The organism is Roseburia hominis A2-183 (genome assembly GCF_000225345.1).
Classification (GTDB): Bacteria; Bacillota; Clostridia; order Lachnospirales; family Lachnospiraceae; genus Roseburia; species Roseburia hominis.
The window spans coordinates 663,259-680,699 of the sequence record NC_015977.1 but is presented as its reverse complement, the minus strand read 5'-3'; the positions used below and the strand labels follow the sequence as shown (position 1 = coordinate 680,699).

The window sequence follows — 17,441 nt, the reverse complement described above, 5'->3', positions numbered from 1 at the left end:
CTTTGCTGTCCTGCCGTATCTTTATGCACCCATATCCAGCTCATAACCGTTCAGCATTGCCACTCCCTCCGCGATAAAATCGCGCTCAAACGGCAGATTTGCCTGATAACCCATAATCATCAGATCCTCCACCTCATGCATCAGTTCACTGGCACTGTCAATATCGATCGCGTTGACGAGTTCGTGTGCTCCCGCCATCATCTGCTGCTCCAGTTCATCCCCATCGTTCTCGCTCACATTCTCTGTGGCACGTTTTAATATGTCATTCTCCGCCTGATTAGGCTGCGGTCTGCGGCAGCCTGCCATGGCAGCCCCGCCTGCACTCTGCGTCCGCTGTCCCAGCATCTGGTTCGGGCGCACATTCTGCCGTCCTGCCATCTGGTTCGGGCGCACATTCTGCTGCCCCGCCATCTGGTTCGGGCGCATGCCCTGCTGCTGGCGCGGCATCTGGTTCGGGCGCACGTTCTGCTGCTGCCGCGGCATCTGATTCGGGCGCACATTCTGCTGTCCTACCTTCGTCTGATCCGGACGCATGTACTGCTGCTGCCGCGGCACATTCGGTTTCACACGCTGTCCGTTCTTTCTCTGGAATTTCTTTATCTCACTTATCACCACTACAATCACGATGATCCATATCAGTCCGCCCATAGCTTCCCCCTTATTCCAATCCTCTTTTGTTCCTGTCATTCATGCAGAGCCCTTCGCCCCACTTATTCTTATTATAGTGTTTTCTTTTTTGTTTCTCAACCAGAACTTTCCCCTACGGTACAGTTCTTCTACATCCACTCCCTTTTTTGTCTTCGCGTTGTTATTTTAAATATCATCATTATCCAATATTGCTTTTATTTTCGCCTTGTGGTATGATTTTATCAGATTATTTTTCCAGATATGGTTATTTAAAATAACACGCAAGGAGGAGATTTCATGAAGAAATTATCATCTGTGATTCTGGCGGACCTCGTCGCCAGCAAGAGAAAAGAGAAGTCCATGACGCAGCAGGCTCTCGCTGAGGCGACCGGGATCAACCGCGCCCTGATCTCAAGAATTGAAAAACAGGATTTTATCCCGTCCATCCCGCAGTTAGAACAGCTGGGAGAAGTGCTCGGCTTTGAGCCGGACAGCGTCTTCGCCGACACCGCGCACGACAGGCTTTCCTCCCCGTCACCGTTATGCATTGCGGTTGCCGGCACCGGTTACGTCGGTCTCTCCATCGCCACCCTGCTCGCGCAGCACAACCATGTGACGGCGGTCGACATTCTTCCGGAAAAAGTCGACCTCATCAACCGGCGCAAATCCCCGATTCAGGATGATTACATTGAAAAATATCTCGCCGAAAAAGATCTCGATCTCACCGCCACCTTAGACGGCGCCGCAGCATACAGGGACGCCGATTACGTCATCATCGCCGCACCGACCAACTATGACAGCGCCAGGAATTATTTTGACACCTCCGCTGTGGAGGCCGTGATCGAACTGGTTCTCTCCGTCAATCCGGACGCGATTATGGTCATCAAATCGACGATCCCGGTCGGTTACACGGAATCGGTACGCCAAAAATACCACACCGCAAACATCATCTTCAGTCCGGAATTTCTCCGCGAGTCGAAGGCGTTATATGACAATCTCTACCCGAGCCGGATCATCGTCTCAACCGACTCCGACGACGAGCGCCTTGTGGTCGCTTCAAGGAATTTTGCAGCACTGCTGCAGGAGGGTGCCCTCAAGGAGAATATCCCGACACTTTTCATGGGATTTACCGAGGCGGAGGCCGTCAAACTTTTTGCAAACACCTATCTGGCGCTGCGCGTGTCCTATTTCAATGAGCTTGACACCTATGCGGAGACAAAAAATTTAAGCACACGGGACATCATCGACGGTGTATGTCTCGACCCGAGAATCGGCACGCATTACAACAACCCGTCCTTCGGATACGGCGGTTACTGTCTGCCGAAAGACACCAAACAGCTTCTGGCTAATTACAATGACGTTCCACAGAACATGATGAGCGCGATCGTGGAAAGCAACCGCACCCGCAAAGATTTTATCGCCGACCGCGTTCTGCAGATGGCAGGATACTACAACTACGCTTCCGCCAACACCTACAATTCCGGCATGGAGCATCCGGTCACCATCGGCGTCTACCGCCTGACGATGAAATCCAACTCTGACAATTTCCGGCAGAGCAGTATCCAGGGCGTCATGAAGCGTATCAAAGCAAAGGGGGCTTCCGTGATTATCTACGAACCGACACTCGAAGACGGAACCACCTTCTTCGGAAGCAAGGTGGTCAACCGGCTCGACGAGTTTAAGAAGATTAGCGACAGCATCATCGCCAACCGCTATGATTCCTGTCTCGATGATGTAAAAGACAAAGTCTACACGAGAGATTTGTTCCGGCGGGATTAGTTTTATACAAACTCCTGCCGCATCGGGGTAAAGATGTCTAAGAGGATGCCGTCTTCCAGGCAGACGCAGCCGTGCTCAATATCGTTGCGCTTTAACAGTGCGTCGCCCGGTTTGATGACTCTTCTGACGCCGTCTATCTCGAATTCAAAGCTGCCCGACACCACATATGTGATCTGCGTATGCGGATGATGATGCAGTGCGCCGACCGCTCCTTTTTTGAAGTGGTTTTCCACGCACATCAGTTCATCCGTGTACGCTAAAATCTTGCGTTCCACACCCTCAGCACACACCTCGGCATCGATCCTGTCATTAAAGTTCCACACCTGATTTTTTACTGTTTTCTCCATTGCTCCATCTCCCTTTCTCTTTTTGGTTTTATCTGTATGCGGCATTTTCCCCGGCCGTCTGCACATTCTGCCTGCCGCATTACGATCCTTCTTTTAAAATTTCTTCGATGAGTCCCATATCATCCCCGCAGTATTTTTCATATACCCCGTACACGGCATTCTGGAACCGCTTCTTTTCCTCTGCGGAAAGCTCCACCACTTTCGTGCCGTTTTCAATGGCAATGCTGCGCGACTGCTCCTCGCGCTGTGTCCACACCTCACGCTCGTAGAGCGCCGATTCTCTGGCACATTCCAGAATAATCTCCCGGTCTTCCGGCGACAGTTTCTGCCAGGTATACGCCGAGCAGATCTGCATTTCCGGCACTCTGCTGTGCTCGTCCACCGTATAGTATTTCGCGACCTCATAGTGCCGCATCGCCTCGTAGGACGGCCAGTTATTCTCCGCTCCGTCCACCACCTGCCGTTCCAGGCTGGCATAAACATCTCCGTAGGCAATGGGAATCGCCGTGGCGCCGAGCGCCTCCACCATATCAACGGCAAGATCCGACTCCTGCACACGGATCCGCATGCCTTTCAGATCCTCCAGACAGGTAATTGGCTGCACAGAGTTATAAAAATTCCTCGCTCCGGCATCATACCAGGACAGACCGATGACATCATCCGCGCTGACACTCTCCAGAAACGCATCTCCGATCTCTCCGTCAAGCACCCGCCACATATGGTCGGAATCCGTATAAAGATAGGGCATCTGCAGCACATTCAGGCTCGGAATATATTCCGCAAGCTGCGCCAGTGACACCCGCGCAAAATCAATACCGCCGTACTGCATCTGTTTGATGACTTTATTCTCCGACCCGAGCACTCCGACCGGCTGCACCAGAATCCGTATCCTGCCATTTGTCCGCTCCTCGACAAGCTCTGCAAAATACTTGGCACCCAGGGTCGTCGGATAATCTTCCGGCTGATTTTCCGCATAGGAAAACACATATTCCGGTTCCATCTCTGTCTTGGAGGGATACGTGTGATTTCTCCAGGCAGACAGTGTGAGCAGTATCAACATTCCAGCCACAGCTGCCGCCGCGCATATCCGTCTCATCGCTCCCCCGCCTCCTTTAATACCTGCGTCCGGTATTCCGTCGGCGTGACGCCGGCAATCCGTTTGAATACTTTCGCAAAATAGTTGGAGTCACGGTAGCCTACCTTCTGGCTCACATCCTTTACATTGATAAGGACGTCACCCAGCAGTTCTTTTGCCCTTGCCACACGATACTCCGAGAGATAGACAATAAAGTTCTTGTCAAAACACTGTTTGAAAATCTTGCAGAAATAGGCGTCGGAGTAGTTCATGGCCTCTGCCACCGTCTGCAAAGAAATGTCGTCCATATAATTGTGTTCAATGAACGCCTGGATATTCCCGGCAACCGCCTGCAGCCGGATTCTCGAGCGCTCCGTATCCGCCGCGTCCTCATGACAGTCCCGTTCGGCAAAAACCGGCTCATCTTCCTTCTTCTCTCCTGCCTCCCGGTCATCCGTATGCTCATCGGCAATCCGTATAGCCTCCGCAAGCACTGCCTCCAGTTCCTGATCCTCGACCGGCTTTAGCAGATATTCCATAGCGCGGACGGCAATCGCACGCTTGGCATAGTTAAATTCATCAAATGCCGTAAGAAAAATAATACTGCAGTTTTTATCTCTCTCTCGAATCTGCTCCGCTGCCTCCAGCCCGTTCATTCCGGGCATTTCAATATCCAGCAGCGCAATCTGGCAGTTCTCGGCAAAAAACTGTTCCACCGCCTCTCTTCCATTGACCGCACTCACAACCGCAAGCTCCTCCGGGAAATATTTCTGGATGGTTCTGGTTACAATCATTCTCTCAATCGGTTCATCATCCGCTATCAGCACTCGTTTCATGTCATATCCCCCGTTTCCTCTCTGCATGGAATATCTATAAAAATTACTGTTCCCGCATTCTTTTTACTGTATATCTCAAAATTTCCGTCCGCATACATCGCAGTGATCCGCCGGTACACATTGCCGAGACCGATTCCGCTGTGTCTGGCATCGTCCGTCTTAAGGCGGCTCTTTAACTGCTGCAGTTCCTCTTCCGTCATCCCGATCCCGTCATCCCCGATCACTATGTGCAGCCGCATTTCCTTCTGTCTGACCACAATGCGGATGCTTCCGCCTTCCTCCTTCGGGGAAACTCCGTGGATAATTGCATTTTCCACAAGCGGCTGAAAGGTAAATGCCGGAACCATGACCAGTTCCTGTTCCACCTTACAGTTTAATTCATAACGGATCCGCTCCCCGAAGCGCATCTGCTGCAGGTACATATAATCTGCAACCACTTTCAGTTCCTTTGCCAGCGGAACGGACTGTTCGGGTGTCTTTAAATTGTAACGGAACAGGGAACTGAGCGCCAGAATCATCTTTTCGGTCGTCTCTGCCTCCTCAAGCTTTGCCATTCCGCTGATGACATTTAGCGTGTTGAACAAAAAATGCGGATTGATCTGGCTTTTTAACAATTCCAGCTTTATCATCTCCAGGCGTTTCTCCGTCTCCAGCTTTCCCAGCTCCTCCTCATGCAGAAGATCAAGAGTCTTCCTCTTTTCTTCCAGCGCCATAATGTACTCGCCTGTCGCGTATTTCATCTTGTTGAACGCATGCACCAGTTCCCCCAGCTCGTCCTCATTCTGCACCTGCACGTCCTCCGAGAAAAAATCATTGGCGGCAATGCGCTGCGCCGCTTTCACGAGCGCCACCACCGGCGAGATAATGGTCTGGTTCATCAATGCCGCCAGCTCCATCATGCCGGTTACGAGAATAATCCCAGATACCACAACCACAATCGGCATGCATATGAGCATGGGCACCTTTTTATGATAGAGGCCGTCGCCGTCCTCGATCGTCTCATTCATCAGCGTCGCCGCGTATTCCTCGAGATAGTCCTGCATCTCGTAGACCTCATACAGGCGCTTGATATAGTCCGGCGCATTTTCCCCCATCGCAAGCATGGCGTCCCGCTTCTGGCAATAGACTTCATAACAGCTCTTGATCGACCAGGTCTTTGCGTAGCGCTGCTCTCCAATCTCAGAATAGCGGAACGGAAGCTTTTCCACCGCTCTTCCGGTTCGTTCTATCGCAATATCCAGACTTTCTCTCTCCTCGCGATTGCCCTTTATGTATGTCTCAAACTGGATACTCTCTTCCTCGAGCGCCTGTGCCAGTTCGCTCACCGCTGCGTTATCCTGTAAAATCCGGTTAAAGTCGATCAGGGAAAACTTGACAACCCATACATTAAAAAGAACAGAGACTGCAATGATGAGAAATACTGTCCCGGTAAACGTCGCTATTTTCTTTTTGATCGTAAGTGCCTGCCAGAACTGTTTTATCCTCTTTCTCACGCTTGTTTTTCCCATGCCTCTCTGTTCTCTCTATAATGCGGCAAAAGCAAAGCCGTAGATACACACTCCGTAAATACAGCTTTGCATATTTGCTTTATCTATTCTGTTCCACTTTGCTCTGTACAAAGGACCAAAACGCCTCCCGGTCGGCTCCCAGCACACGGTTGGTCAGCATATAGCCGCTTCCGGCTCCCGAAAGCACCAGCACCATCCCCGGCTGTTTTGTAACCCGCAGCCGGTTCCACGGCAGATGCTGTCTCTCTCCTCCGGTTGTAACGAGCAGCCCCTTTTCATCAAAGGTAAGCCTGACATCCTGCGGTACAGCCGCCGCCTGACGCCTGGCTTTCGCATAGATTGCCGCCGGCTGGATGACCGGGAACAGTAGGCATCCGATCAGCATCAGAACCTGCAGGACTTCCCCCGACTGACTCCAGAACTTTGCCGTAAGAAGGATCATCGCCACCGTAAATACCAGATTACACATCCCCGCCATGGAGCGGTAGGTCTGACGCATGGTAAGCCGGAAAAAATCCCATGCCGTAATTCTGCACTTATATTGATATTCCATATGCCATCTCCTCTGTATTCACAAACTGGCTCCCTTTACGTTCCAAGTAACATCGGAAGTCCGATACTTAATTCCGGTATAAAGGTCAGAAGTAATAATACAACGATCATACACAGATAGAACGGGAGGGTTGCTTTTACCACGCGCTCCATCTTTACACCGCTGACTGCAGAACCGATGAAAAGAACTGATCCAACCGGCGGTGTCAGAAGGCCGATACCACAGTTTAATACCATGATGATACCGAACTGTACCGGATCGATACCGATGGAGGTTGCGATCGGAAGTAAGATCGGTGTCGCGATCAGGATGATCGGTGCCATATCCATGATACATCCTAAAATGAGCAGAATCAAATCCACTAACAGTGCAATCACGATCGGGTTGCTCGAGAATCCGATGATTGCCTTTGCAGCCAGATCCGGCACATGAAGTGTCGTCAGGCAGTAACCGAAAATACTGGATGTCGAAATTAAGATCAGGACGATAGACAATGTATCAATGCACTGCTCCAGGCTCTTCCAGACACCCTTCCAGGTAAGACCCTTGTAAATATATACACTGACAATCAAGCTGTAGAATACTGCGATCGCAGCGGACTCTGTCGCGGTAAACCATCCGGCTACAACGCCGACAACTACGATTACAACTGCTGCCAATGCCCAGAAAGAAGTTCCAAGCTGTTTTAACAGTCTCTTGACACTGAACTTATCCCCCTTCGGATAATGTCTCTTTTTCGAGATAATATAAGATCCGATCATTAAGGAGATCGCAAGCAGTGCGCCCGGCACATATCCTGCAAGGAAAAGGCTTCCTACCGATACACCGCCGGCGGACATTGCATAGATTACCATGTTATGGCTTGGTGGAACCAGCAGTCCCTCACAGGAGGAAGTGATCGTAACCGCCGTCGAAAAATCATCATCGTATCCCTGATCTACCATCATCGGGATCATGATACTTCCGATGGAAGCCGTATCTGCAGATGCAGATCCGGAAATACCGCCGAAGAAATAGGATGCAACGATATTTACCATCGCCATTCCACCGGTCATCCAGCCTACGCAGGCATCGGCGAGTGCGATCAGCTTATCTGATATACCTCCGGTGCCCATCAGCACGCCCATCGTGATGAAGAACGGTACAGCCATCAAACTAAAGGAACTGATTCCCTTTACCATCTGCTGACAGATCGTTGTCAGCGGAAGTCCCTGCGATAACAGGCACAGAAGGGAAGATAACGCTACTGCATATGCAATCGGGAAACGCAGCAGAATCATGACAAGAAAGCTTACGAGCAACACTGCGATTGCCATACTCTGTACACTCATTATTTCGTCCCCTCCTTTACAAAAATACTCTTAATATGATTATAAATTGCTTCCAGTTCAAAAACGACCATCGCTACGCCGGCAAGCGGAATCGGGAAGTACATCCAGAACTTGGACAGCCACGGCATGCTGACGTAATTACCCTTGGCTCCAATGCCTGTCGCATAGCTGAATCCAACGGTAATCATCACGATCGCCAGAATAAAGACGGCGACATCTGCCAGAATATCCAATGCCTTAATAACATTTTTCGGCAGGTATGCGTCAAACGCCGTCATACGGATATGTGCATTTCTGCGGATTGCAAGTGCCGCCGAGAGCACTGCCATGTAGGACATCAGGGTCAGTACCACTTCCTCGCTCCATGCCGGATCGGGTACGAAGGAAACATATCTTCCGACAACGCAGACACTCGTGATTACGATATCTGCCGTGAGCAGCAATTTGCATACAAACAGTACAAACTTATATGCCACATCATATGCCGGCTTTATTTTATCTAAAGTCTGAAAAATCTTAGGCATTTTTTCCTCCTTAAAAAAGTCGGGGCACGGGGGAGCAGCCATTCTCCCTGTGCCCCTTGAAAACGCACTTACATTATTGCGGGTTTTCCTTCTATCAAACCTATAAGTGTCAATCTTTCTGTCGATTACTGCATATCAACGATCTGCTGATATAACTCTTTGTTATTCTTGGTTGCCTCTTCGATGACATCCTTGCAGGCATCCTGCCACGGTGTGATATCGTCTACTTCAATAACATTAACGCCGTCTGCCTTTAACTCCTCAAGGATCTTATCCTCTGTCTCCTGGGAGATCTGACGGTTGTACTGGGAAGCATACTCGCCGGCCTCGGTCAGCACATCCTGCTGCTCCGGTGTCAGGGAATCCCATGCTTCGTCTGTGATAACTACCTGGATTGCTCCTAAGGTATGTCCATCAAGAATGATGTTCGGTGCTACTTCCGGGAATGCATTTGCCTGATAGTTTGCGATCGGCTGTTCTGCTGCATCTACCACACCGGTCTGTAATGCGGAATATAACTCACCCATGGCAACAACGGTCGGGTTTGCTCCAAGTCCTTCCACCATACCTGTCATGATCGGGTCGTTGGATACACGGATCTTCATGCCTGCCAGATCATCCATTCCCTCGATCGGATTGACGGTGAAGAAATGGCGGAAACCTTCCTCGCCGTAGAACAGTCCGCGGATACCGGTTCCGTTCTCATGCGGCTCAAGCAGGAACTCCTGTGCCAGATCAGAGGTTGCAAAGTTCCAGAAATGATCGCGGCTTACGAATGTGAACGGTACGGATAAGAGACTGGATTTCTCTCCGCCGTAGCTTGTGAGTGCGAATGCGGAAATACGTGCCATATCGATGGTACCGCCGCCGCCGAGCATGGTGTCGAGTACATCGGACTCTGCACCGAGAACACCGTTTGCCTGAATATCAATCGTAATACTTCCGCCGGAAAGCTCTTCTACCTTCTCTTTGAATGCGGTTGCTGTCTGTCCTACAATGGTTCCCTCCAGCGGGTTTACCTCTGCGTATACCAGAGTCACTGCCGGTCCGACCGGCTCTGTTCCTGTGGAATCACCGGCCTCGGTTGCCGCTGCGCTATCCGTTGCATCTGCCGTTGCATCTGCCGCTGCATCTGTGTTCTGGCTTGTCGTCGTGTCGGCAGCCTCTGGCGCTTTCAGTCCACAGGCGGTCATGGAAACCACCATTGCTGCACATAACAGTGCGGATAAAACTTTTTTCTTCATGTAAAAATCCTCCTTCTTCTCCTCCCGCCGCGCTTCATCCGGCGGCTTTGTTTATGTCTTAATTATAAAGTTCTATCCTCACAATGAAAACCGTACATTTTTATTAACTTTAGCACATTTTTAACAATTTTAATAGTTTTTTTATATTTATATGGTCAAAATATTCTATTTCTTTCTGAAATTCTAACGATATACAGATGAAATGCACAAAAAGAGCCAGTACATTGACTGGCTCTAATATCTTGGAAATATCTTACAGTTTATTTTGATAATTCCCGTCCTGTTGCTCTGGCATCCTTCACCTGTCCTTTTTCAACTTTTTTATTCCATCAAACCTGCATAGCCAAACGAACAGAACTCCATTTACTCCGCAAATGTCTCTGCCACCTTCACAAGCAGGTCGCGGATCGGCAGATGCTGCGGACATTGTCCCTCACACTTGCCGCAGCGGATACAGACATCCGCACTGCCACCGTCAGCGGTATGCCGCCGGTAACTGCCGCGGTTTGTCTCATTGATCCCGAACTGCACGGTCATGTTGTAATCCTCAAAGACATCCGGGATCGGAATCTTTTTCGGACATCCCTCCACGCAGTAGCGGCACTTGGTGCAGGCGATCGTCGGCATGGCGGCAAGCTCCTCCACCACCCGGGCGATCGCTGCGCGCTCCCGCTCATCAAGTGGTCTGAACTCCCTCATATAAGCCGTGTTGTCGATGAGCTGCTGCTCGTCCGACATGCCGCTCAACACCAGCATCACATTTTCCAGTGATGCCGCATAGCGGATCGCGTAAGATGCAAAGCTTGCCTCTGGTGAAAGCTCCTTTAAGATCTCTGCCGGTCTGCCGGTCATGTTGGCGAGTGTTCCGCCCTTTACCGGCTCCATCACGATCACCGGTACACCATACTTTTGGGCAACCTCATAGCATTTGCGGGACTGCACATTCTCCGACTCCCAGTCATAATAATTGATCTGAAGCTGTACAAATTCCATCTCCGGATGATTTTTCAGGATCTCCTCGAGCGCTTCTGCCGTATCATGGAACGAAAATCCGATATGGCGGATGCGCCCTTCCGTCTTCATTCTCTGCACAAACGCAAAGCCGCCCGTTTTCTCTGTCTCTTCCACCCGTGTCTTGTTCATGGCGTGAAACAGATAAAAGTCAAAATAAGTCACGCCGCAGCGCGCCAGCTGCCTCTCAAAGATCTCGCTGTAGTCCTCCATGTTCTGTACCAGCCACACCGGCATCTTGTCTGCGAGAAGGAAGCGCTCTCTGTCATAACGCTCCACCAGACAGCGACGCACTGCCTCCTCCGACTTCTGATTGTGGTAAGGGTATGCCGTGTCAAAATAGACAAATCCCTGCTCCATATAGCGGTCAATCATCCTGCAGAATACCGCGTCGTCAATCTCTTCGCTATTGCCGTTTGCAACGGGCAGCCGCATACAGCCAAACCCAAGCTTCTTCGGCATGATCTGTTTTAAATCTTCCATAACACATCTCCTTCTACATCGTGCAGAACTGCTCAATCTCTTCCGCAATCTCAGAAAGTCCCGTTCTCCAGAAATCCTTCTTTGTGAGGTCGATTCCCATCATTGCGCCAGCCTCCTCGATCGTGCAGCACGGGGTTGCCGAAAGCATTGCCTTATATTTCCCAATAAAAGCCTCCCCCTCTTTTTCAAACTGGCTGTAAAGTCCAAGCGCAAACAGATTGCCAAAAGCATACGGGAAATTGTAAAAGCTCAGTCCCTCGCTGTAATAATGTCCCTTGCACACCCACATATACGGATGCATGCATTCCGGGTCCAGCCCGTCGCCGTACGTCTTCTTCTGCGCGTCCAGCATGATCTGCTTTAAATCGTCCGCCATGAGGAACTTATTCTGGCTCTGTTCAAATACTGCCGTCTCAAACAGATAGCGGGAGTAAATGTCCACGATACACTGCGTCTGCTCCTTGATGTCGTTCTCCAGCAGATTCAAAAGCTCCTCTCCGGATGCCTCTGCCCGGGCTGCCTTTCCGAGATGCACCTCGTTAAAGGTTGATGCTGTCTCGGCTACCGGCATCGGGTAGTCCTGATTAAGCGGTGCGTGATTCTCGATCTGGCGGTTGTGGAATGCATGTCCGAGTTCATGTGCAAGCGTGTCAACCGATCCGAAATAACCGTCGTAATTGGTCAGAATCCGGCTCTGTTTTAACCACATGGCTCCCGCGCAGAAAGCACCGCCCTCTTTTCCTTTTCTCGGGTAGAAATCGATCCACTCGTTCTCAAACGCTTCCCGCATCAGATCTGCCATCTCCGGTGTCAGCTTTGTGAATGTATCAATAAGATACTGCTTGGCCTCCTCAATGCTGTAGGTCTTATCTGCCTTGCCGAGCGGTGCAAACAGATCATACCACGGCAGGCCGTTGACATGTCCGAGCATCCCGCCCTTTTTCCGCAGATACTTGCGGAATACCGGCAGGTATTCGTCGATCGCCGCCATCATAGCGTCTAAAGTCTCTCGTTTCATGCGCGACTGCTCTAACGTCATGGCAAGTGGTGAAGCATAGCCTCTCTTTTCGCTGAGCATCGTCACCTGGTTCTTAATGTAATTCAGGGAAAACGCGATGGCATCCTCCACCTTCTCATAAGCGGCAATCTCCGCCTCATAAGCGCTCTTGCGCACGGAAGCCTCCGGGCTGTACGCTAAGTTTCTTACTTCCGACAGTGTAATCTGCTTTCCCTGATAATCCACTTTTACCGTGGAGGTCAGATAGGACTGCAGCTTCGACCACGCCGCGCCGCCGCTCATGTTCATGGAGGCAGCCATCTCCTCCACTTCATCGCTGAGCAGATGCTTTGCCTCTTTCTGCTTCTCTTTCAGGTAAAATGTATGCTCACGCACAAGCCCGCTCTCTTTTGCCAGCGCATCCACGTCCCGGATTCCCGCTAAAAGCTTTCCTGCCGCGGCCTCTAACGGTGCCATTTTTGCCTGAAGCTTCATCAGCTTCGCATTTTCTGCCATCACTGTGCCGTCCTCTGTATTGACGGACTGTCTCAATTCCACATAGAGCGATAACTGATAGAAAAGCTGTGCGATCCCGCTCTGCGCCGCAAGCACCTTCTCTGTCCTTTCCTTTTCCTGCATCCTTCCGGCATCTGCAAGCAGTGTGGCGAGCGCATCGATCTGCGCCGTAAGCTCTGCCACATCCTTTCCATATGCCGGATCATCAAATCCTTTATAAAGTTCGTCTAACGACCATTCTGTTGTCATTATTCCCCTCCTGTAATGTTTTTGCTTCCCAGGACACCTTTCCTGTGAAGCGAAAAAAGTGTCCCACCGCTTGCATGCGGCAGAACACTTTTATTATAGCATGGATTCTATTTCTGGTAAATCTGAATAAAATTTGTGACCACTTCCACAAGCTTTTCATAGCTCATGGACGTCGTGTCCAGACAGAAATTATAATTTCTGGCGTCATTCCAGTCTCTTCCGGTATAATAGCGGTAATATTCCGCGCGGTACTTGTCGATTTTCTCAATCCGTCTCTCCGCTTCCTTCTCCGAGAGGCCGTTCTGGTTCATCACTCGTGCGACGCAGTCCTTCTTCGGCGCACAGAAATACAGTTTGATGACATCCGGATCATCCCGGAGTAAATAATCCGCACACCGGCCGATAATCACGCAGGATTCCTGCGCTGCCAGCTCTTTGATGACCTTCGCCTGATAATTGAACAGGTTATCATCGGACACAAAATCCGAATTCTCCGGCGGAATCACACCACCCTTGTACGGATTTTTCTTCAAAATTCCAAACAACGGAGACCGCTTCAACCGCTCGTCTGCCTGTCCGAAAAGTGCCTCGTTGATGCCGCTGGCATCCGATGCCATTCTTAAAATTTCCCTGTCATAGCAGTTGATTCCAAGCTGCTCAGCCAAAAGCTTTCCCAGTGTTCTTCCACCACTTCCATAGCTTCTCGCAATGGTAATGACTGTTTTTTTCATTCCATTCTACCTCCCTGCATTTTCCGTCTATTCTCCCAGATATGCCTTCTTAATAGAATCATTGTTCATCATTTCCTTCGCGTCACCGGAGAGAACAATATTTCCGGTCTCAAGCACATACGCGCGGTTTGCGATCGCAAGCGCTTTCTTCGCATTCTGCTCCACCAGAAGAACCGTCGTACCGCTCGCTGAGATCTCCCGGATGATATGGAAAATCTCCTCCACAAAAATCGGGGAAAGTCCCATGGACGGCTCATCCATCAGAATGATCTTCGGCTTGGACATCAGGGCGCGCCCCATTGCAAGCATCTGCTGCTCGCCGCCGCTTAACGTTCCTGCAAGCTGGTTTTTTCGTTCTTCCAGACGTGGGAAACTCTTGTAAACCTTTGCCAGCGATTCCGCAATCTCGTTTTTGTCTTTTCTGGTATAAGCGCCCAGCTTCAGATTCTCGTAGACGGAAAGTTCCGCGAACACGCGCCGTCCCTCCGGCACATGCGCCATTCCCATCGATACGATCTTATGTCCCGGCACCTTCACGATATCCTGTCCCTCAAAAAGGATCTCACCCTCGGATGGCTTTAACATTCCCGTTATCGTCTGAAGTGTCGTCGTCTTCCCCGCACCGTTCGCTCCGATCAGCGCAATGACTTCCCCTTCGTTTACTTCAAACGAGATCCCCTTAATTGCCTGAATGACACCATAATGTACTTTCAGATTTTTTACTTCCAACATTGCCATAGTCGTTCCTCCATCTATCTCATGTCATTCTCCAAGATATGCCTTGATTACCTGCGGGTCATGAAGTACATCACCCGTCGCGCCCTCCGCAAGTACCTGACCGAAGTTAAGCACCGTCAGCTTCTCACAGATACCGGACACCAGTTTCATATCATGCTCGATCAGAAGGATTGTCATATCGAACTCATCCCGCACAAAATGGATCGTTTCCATCAGCTCTTTCGTCTCGTTCGGGTTCATGCCTGCCGCCGGCTCGTCGAGCAGCAGCAGCTTTGGATTCGTTGCAAGTGCACGCGCAATCTCAAGCTTTCTCTGCTTTCCGTATGGAAGATTGGAGGACAGGAAACCCGCCTCGCGCTCCAGATCAAACACTTTTAATAATTCCATTGCCTTCTCATCCATCTCCGCCTCAACCTTGCGGTATTTCGGCAGACGTAAGATTCCGGTCAGCGTCGAGTAGGACATCTGGTTGTGCAGTCCGATCTTTACATTGTCAAGCACGCTCTGATCCTTGAACAGACGGATGTTCTGAAATGTACGCGCAATACCTGCCTTGTTGATGTCGATCGTTTTCTTTCCTGTGATATCCGCACCATCCAGGCTGATAGTTCCCTCATCCGGCGTATACACACCGGTAAGCATATTAAATACCGTCGTCTTGCCGGCACCGTTCGGTCCGATCAGACCGTACAACTGTCCTTTCTCGATGGAAATATGAAAATCATCTACCGCACGAAGTCCTCCGAAGGAGATGCCAAGATTCTTTACCTCTAACATTGCCATAACTATACTGCCTCCTTCTTTGTGTTTTTGCGGAACTTCTGTGCCATTTTCTGTCTCCATTCAATGCACTTCGGAGCCCAGTTGAAAAGCATCATGACGATCAGCACGATCGAGTAGATTAACATACGGTAATCGGACAGTCCTCTTAACACCTCCGGAAGAAGGGTCAAAAGAACGGCTGCAATGATGGAACCACGGAAATTACCCATACCACCAAGTACGACGAATACCAGAATCATGATGGACATATTGTAACCGAAGTTCGCCGGCGTCGCCGTAACCGTGGAAAGGTTGTGCGCATAGAGCACGCCGCCCGCTCCCGCAATCGCCGCAGAGATCGTGAATGCCATCAGCTTGAACTTGGTGATGTTGATGCCGACAGACTCTGCCGCAATACGGTTATCACGGATTGCCATGATCGCACGGCCGCTTCTGGAATTGACCAGATTGTATACAACAAATAAAGAAATCAGAATTAAGATCACGCCCGCTGTAAAGCTGGAGAGATGCGGAATCTTTGCGATTCCCTTCGCACCGTTAATCAGCCAGACACCGTCATCTGCGAGATCAATCGCGTTTCCGTTCGAGATTGCAAAGTGGAATCCGCTTCCGTCTTTTGCGATATAAAGAACGTTGATGATATTTTTGATGATCTCACCAAACGCCAGCGTCACAATCGCAAGATAATCGCCGCGCAGACGTAAGACCGGAATGCCGATCAGAAATCCGAAGAATGCCGCCATCGCAGTGCCCACGAGCAGCGCAATGATAAAGAGCACTATCTGGCTGCCGATCACACCTTCCAGCATCTTGGTGCAGAAGGCACTGGAAAAAGCTCCCACACACATGAAGCCCGCATGACCGATACTCAGCTCTCCGAGGTATCCCACGCACAGATTCAGACCGATCGCCACGATAGAGTAGGTGCACATGGGAACGAGCAGTCCCTGCATCAGCGAAGAAATTGCTCCGGCAGCTACCATGATCTGAACCACAATATATACCGCAATCACCAACACAAAGGTGATCAGCTGGTCTTTTGTTTTTTTATTCACCGTTTTTAAATTTAACTTTGCCATAGCTGTTCTCCCTTTTGCATTATACTTTCTCATGAATCTGTTTTCCAAGAATTCCGGTCGGTTTTACAAGAAGCACAACAATCAAAACCGCAAATACAATCGCATCCGAAAGCTGGGAGGATATGTAGGCACGTCCCAGAATCTCAATAATTCCAAGGAGAATTCCGCCGATCAGTGCTCCCGGGATCGATCCGATTCCGCCGAAAACAGCAGCCGTAAATGCTTTGATACCCGGCATGGAACCGGTGTACGGTGTCAGCGTCGGATACGCGGAACAGAACAGCACACCTGCGATCGCCGCAAGTCCGGAACCGATGGCAAAGGTCAGGGAAATCGTCGCATTGACATTGACTCCCATGAGCTGTGCCGCATCTTTATCCTCGGATACCGCAAGCATTGCCTGTCCGGCTTTCGTCTTCTTAATGAACATCATCAGTGCGATCATAATCACCACGCATGCCAGCACGGTGACAATGGTTGTGCCGGAAATGGTCAACGCGCCGTCTGCCAGCTTTAAGGAAGGCAGGGACACAACGGAACTGAATGATTTCGTATCCGCTCCAAACAGCAGCAATGCCGCATTCTGCAGGAAATAGCTGACACCGATCGCTGTGATGAGCACGGCAAGCGGCGTTGCTCTTCGCAGCGGCTTGTAGGCAATTTTTTCAACAACAATTCCGAGAACGGTACATACGATGATGGAGAGAACCACCGCCGGAAGCGGGCTGATCCCCTGGCCGCTCATTGCAAGGAACACCACATAGCACCCGATCATAATGACATCGCCATGTGCAAAATTCAGCATTTTCGCAATACCATATACCATGGTATAGCCGAGTGCAATGATCGCATATACGCTTCCCAGACTGATTCCATTGATCAGATAGGATAAGAAATTCATAACAACACCTCTGTCTTTCCTTGTTTAATACGTTAAAACGTCAGCAGTTTCACTTATTATAACATGTTACATACCTGTATACAACTTAAAACCGAAAAAAGAAGAGGTTCCGCGCCGGCGGGTAGTCGC

17 protein-coding genes are annotated in these 17,441 nt (G+C 50.2%); 1 reads left to right on the top strand and 16 read right to left on the bottom strand.

What is annotated here, in order from left to right:
- Positions 1 to 21: 21 nt before the first annotated feature.
- Complete coding sequence (locus tag RHOM_RS16460) at positions 22 to 648, bottom strand: hypothetical protein (RefSeq protein ID WP_014078792.1); 627 nt, start codon at positions 646 to 648, stop codon at positions 22 to 24.
- A gap of 276 nt (positions 649 to 924) precedes the next feature.
- On the opposite strand from RHOM_RS16460, the gene RHOM_RS03105 reads away from it, so the two are divergent.
- Positions 925 to 2,406: a nucleotide sugar dehydrogenase gene (locus RHOM_RS03105; protein ID WP_014078791.1), complete on the top strand. Its 1,482-nt coding sequence runs from the start codon at positions 925 to 927 to the stop codon at positions 2,404 to 2,406.
- A gap of 2 nt (positions 2,407 to 2,408) precedes the next feature.
- Here RHOM_RS03105 and RHOM_RS03100 read toward each other — a convergent pair whose 3' ends face one another.
- The 15 genes from RHOM_RS03100 to RHOM_RS03030 all read right to left on the bottom strand — a co-directional run bounded on the left by RHOM_RS03100 (position 2,409) and on the right by RHOM_RS03030 (position 17,312).
- On the bottom strand, positions 2,409 to 2,753 hold the full coding sequence (locus RHOM_RS03100) for a cupin domain-containing protein (RefSeq protein WP_044024802.1): 345 nt from the start codon (positions 2,751 to 2,753) through the stop codon (positions 2,409 to 2,411).
- Positions 2,754 to 2,832: 79 nt separating this feature from the next.
- Positions 2,833 to 3,849 carry a TRAP transporter substrate-binding protein gene (locus RHOM_RS03095; RefSeq protein ID WP_014078789.1) on the bottom strand — a complete coding sequence of 339 codons (1,017 nt, stop codon included), beginning with the start codon at positions 3,847 to 3,849 and terminating at the stop codon, positions 2,833 to 2,835.
- Positions 3,846 to 4,664 carry a response regulator transcription factor gene (locus RHOM_RS03090; protein WP_014078788.1) on the bottom strand — a complete coding sequence of 273 codons (819 nt, stop codon included), beginning with the start codon at positions 4,662 to 4,664 and terminating at the stop codon, positions 3,846 to 3,848. The genes RHOM_RS03095 and RHOM_RS03090 overlap by 4 nt, the downstream gene beginning before the upstream one ends.
- Positions 4,661 to 6,172: a sensor histidine kinase gene (locus RHOM_RS03085; protein ID WP_014078787.1), complete on the bottom strand. Its 1,512-nt coding sequence runs from the start codon at positions 6,170 to 6,172 to the stop codon at positions 4,661 to 4,663. The genes RHOM_RS03090 and RHOM_RS03085 overlap by 4 nt, the downstream gene beginning before the upstream one ends.
- Before the next feature lie 79 nt (positions 6,173 to 6,251).
- Positions 6,252 to 6,725: a YcxB family protein gene (locus RHOM_RS03080; protein ID WP_014078786.1), complete on the bottom strand. Its 474-nt coding sequence runs from the start codon at positions 6,723 to 6,725 to the stop codon at positions 6,252 to 6,254.
- Positions 6,726 to 6,760: 35 nt separating this feature from the next.
- Positions 6,761 to 8,056 carry a TRAP transporter large permease gene (locus RHOM_RS03075; protein ID WP_014078785.1) on the bottom strand — a complete coding sequence of 432 codons (1,296 nt, stop codon included), beginning with the start codon at positions 8,054 to 8,056 and terminating at the stop codon, positions 6,761 to 6,763.
- Complete coding sequence (locus RHOM_RS03070; protein ID WP_014078784.1) at positions 8,056 to 8,580, bottom strand: TRAP transporter small permease; 525 nt, start codon at positions 8,578 to 8,580, stop codon at positions 8,056 to 8,058. The genes RHOM_RS03075 and RHOM_RS03070 overlap by 1 nt, the downstream gene beginning before the upstream one ends.
- Positions 8,581 to 8,705: 125 nt before the next feature.
- Positions 8,706 to 9,824: a TRAP transporter substrate-binding protein gene (locus tag RHOM_RS03065; RefSeq protein WP_014078783.1), complete on the bottom strand. Its 1,119-nt coding sequence runs from the start codon at positions 9,822 to 9,824 to the stop codon at positions 8,706 to 8,708.
- 363 nt (positions 9,825 to 10,187) lie between these two features.
- Positions 10,188 to 11,318 carry an aldo/keto reductase gene (locus tag RHOM_RS03060; protein ID WP_014078782.1) on the bottom strand — a complete coding sequence of 377 codons (1,131 nt, stop codon included), beginning with the start codon at positions 11,316 to 11,318 and terminating at the stop codon, positions 10,188 to 10,190.
- A gap of 13 nt (positions 11,319 to 11,331) precedes the next feature.
- On the bottom strand, positions 11,332 to 13,080 hold the full coding sequence (locus tag RHOM_RS03055) for a M3 family oligoendopeptidase (protein WP_014078781.1): 1,749 nt from the start codon (positions 13,078 to 13,080) through the stop codon (positions 11,332 to 11,334).
- Between the two features lie 107 nt (positions 13,081 to 13,187).
- Positions 13,188 to 13,811 (bottom strand): cytidylate kinase-like family protein, encoded by a 624-nt coding sequence (locus RHOM_RS03050; protein WP_014078780.1) that lies wholly within the window; start codon positions 13,809 to 13,811, stop codon positions 13,188 to 13,190.
- A 27-nt stretch (positions 13,812 to 13,838) separates the two neighbouring features.
- The gene (locus RHOM_RS03045) at positions 13,839 to 14,549 is read right to left on the bottom strand and encodes an ABC transporter ATP-binding protein (RefSeq protein ID WP_014078779.1); all 711 of its coding nucleotides are present in this window, start codon (positions 14,547 to 14,549) and stop codon (positions 13,839 to 13,841) included.
- A gap of 24 nt (positions 14,550 to 14,573) precedes the next feature.
- The gene (locus RHOM_RS03040; RefSeq protein WP_014078778.1) at positions 14,574 to 15,332 is read right to left on the bottom strand and encodes an ABC transporter ATP-binding protein; all 759 of its coding nucleotides are present in this window, start codon (positions 15,330 to 15,332) and stop codon (positions 14,574 to 14,576) included.
- 2 nt (positions 15,333 to 15,334) lie between these two features.
- Positions 15,335 to 16,411, bottom strand: coding sequence for a branched-chain amino acid ABC transporter permease (locus RHOM_RS03035; protein ID WP_044024799.1), 1,077 nt, complete (start codon positions 16,409 to 16,411; stop codon positions 15,335 to 15,337).
- 19 nt (positions 16,412 to 16,430) lie between these two features.
- Positions 16,431 to 17,312: a branched-chain amino acid ABC transporter permease gene (locus RHOM_RS03030; RefSeq protein WP_014078776.1), complete on the bottom strand. Its 882-nt coding sequence runs from the start codon at positions 17,310 to 17,312 to the stop codon at positions 16,431 to 16,433.
- Positions 17,313 to 17,441 lie beyond the last annotated feature (129 nt).

Excerpts from the sequence above, each read along its gene's own strand:
- RHOM_RS03055 (WP_014078781.1), bottom strand. The coding sequence starts at position 13,080 with ATGACAACAGAATGGTCGTTAGACGAACTTTATAAAGGATTTGATGAT.
- RHOM_RS03100 (WP_044024802.1), bottom strand. The coding sequence starts at position 2,753 with ATGGAGAAAACAGTAAAAAATCAGGTGTGGAACTTTAATGACAGGATC.
- RHOM_RS03070 (WP_014078784.1), bottom strand. The coding sequence starts at position 8,580 with ATGCCTAAGATTTTTCAGACTTTAGATAAAATAAAGCCGGCATATGAT.
- RHOM_RS03085 (WP_014078787.1), bottom strand. The coding sequence starts at position 6,172 with ATGGGAAAAACAAGCGTGAGAAAGAGGATAAAACAGTTCTGGCAGGCA.
- RHOM_RS03090 (WP_014078788.1), bottom strand. The coding sequence starts at position 4,664 with ATGAAACGAGTGCTGATAGCGGATGATGAACCGATTGAGAGAATGATT.
- RHOM_RS03080 (WP_014078786.1), bottom strand. The coding sequence starts at position 6,725 with ATGGAATATCAATATAAGTGCAGAATTACGGCATGGGATTTTTTCCGG.
- RHOM_RS03065 (WP_014078783.1), bottom strand. The coding sequence starts at position 9,824 with ATGAAGAAAAAAGTTTTATCCGCACTGTTATGTGCAGCAATGGTGGTT.
- RHOM_RS03050 (WP_014078780.1), bottom strand. The coding sequence starts at position 13,811 with ATGAAAAAAACAGTCATTACCATTGCGAGAAGCTATGGAAGTGGTGGA.
- RHOM_RS03060 (WP_014078782.1), bottom strand. The coding sequence starts at position 11,318 with ATGGAAGATTTAAAACAGATCATGCCGAAGAAGCTTGGGTTTGGCTGT.
- RHOM_RS03105 (WP_014078791.1), top strand. The coding sequence starts at position 925 with ATGAAGAAATTATCATCTGTGATTCTGGCGGACCTCGTCGCCAGCAAG.
- RHOM_RS16460 (WP_014078792.1), bottom strand. The coding sequence starts at position 648 with ATGGGCGGACTGATATGGATCATCGTGATTGTAGTGGTGATAAGTGAG.
- RHOM_RS03095 (WP_014078789.1), bottom strand. The coding sequence starts at position 3,849 with ATGAGACGGATATGCGCGGCGGCAGCTGTGGCTGGAATGTTGATACTG.
- RHOM_RS03045 (WP_014078779.1), bottom strand. The coding sequence starts at position 14,549 with ATGGCAATGTTGGAAGTAAAAAATCTGAAAGTACATTATGGTGTCATT.
- RHOM_RS03030 (WP_014078776.1), bottom strand. The coding sequence starts at position 17,312 with ATGAATTTCTTATCCTATCTGATCAATGGAATCAGTCTGGGAAGCGTA.
- RHOM_RS03035 (WP_044024799.1), bottom strand. The coding sequence starts at position 16,411 with ATGGCAAAGTTAAATTTAAAAACGGTGAATAAAAAAACAAAAGACCAG.
- RHOM_RS03040 (WP_014078778.1), bottom strand. The coding sequence starts at position 15,332 with ATGGCAATGTTAGAGGTAAAGAATCTTGGCATCTCCTTCGGAGGACTT.
- RHOM_RS03075 (WP_014078785.1), bottom strand. The coding sequence starts at position 8,056 with ATGAGTGTACAGAGTATGGCAATCGCAGTGTTGCTCGTAAGCTTTCTT.